Source organism: Achromobacter sp. SIMBA_011, assembly GCF_046535435.1.
Taxonomy (GTDB): domain Bacteria; phylum Pseudomonadota; class Gammaproteobacteria; order Burkholderiales; family Burkholderiaceae_B; genus Achromobacter; species Achromobacter dolens.
The window spans coordinates 1-252 of the sequence record NZ_JAWRWN010000893.1 but is presented as its reverse complement, the minus strand read 5'-3'; the positions used below and the strand labels follow the sequence as shown (position 1 = coordinate 252).

The window sequence follows — 252 nt, the reverse complement described above, 5'->3', positions numbered from 1 at the left end:
CCATATCGCAACCGCATCGGCCTTCGCCTGGGTGAGCCTCACGACGTCCCCGGCCTGGCCCTCCGGCTCTTCCATGCCATGGGAGGCCCCGCTCGAGTCCATTCTGCAATCCGTCGAGGGCCCAGTGGCGAAGATCGTCGCGGTGATCATCATCATCGTCACCGGATTGACGCTGGCCTTTGGCGATACCGGCGGCGGATTTCGCCGTCTGATCCAGATCGTCTTCGGCATTTCCATCGCCTTCGCCGCCAG

The 252-nt window shown here is 63.9% G+C and carries 1 protein-coding gene; it reads left to right on the top strand.

What is annotated here, in order from left to right; genetic code table 11:
* Nucleotides 1-4: 4 nt before the first annotated feature.
* A partial coding sequence (locus SB816_RS33585; RefSeq protein WP_410548451.1) for a TrbC/VirB2 family protein occupies nt 5-252 on the top strand: 248 nt, incomplete at its 3' end.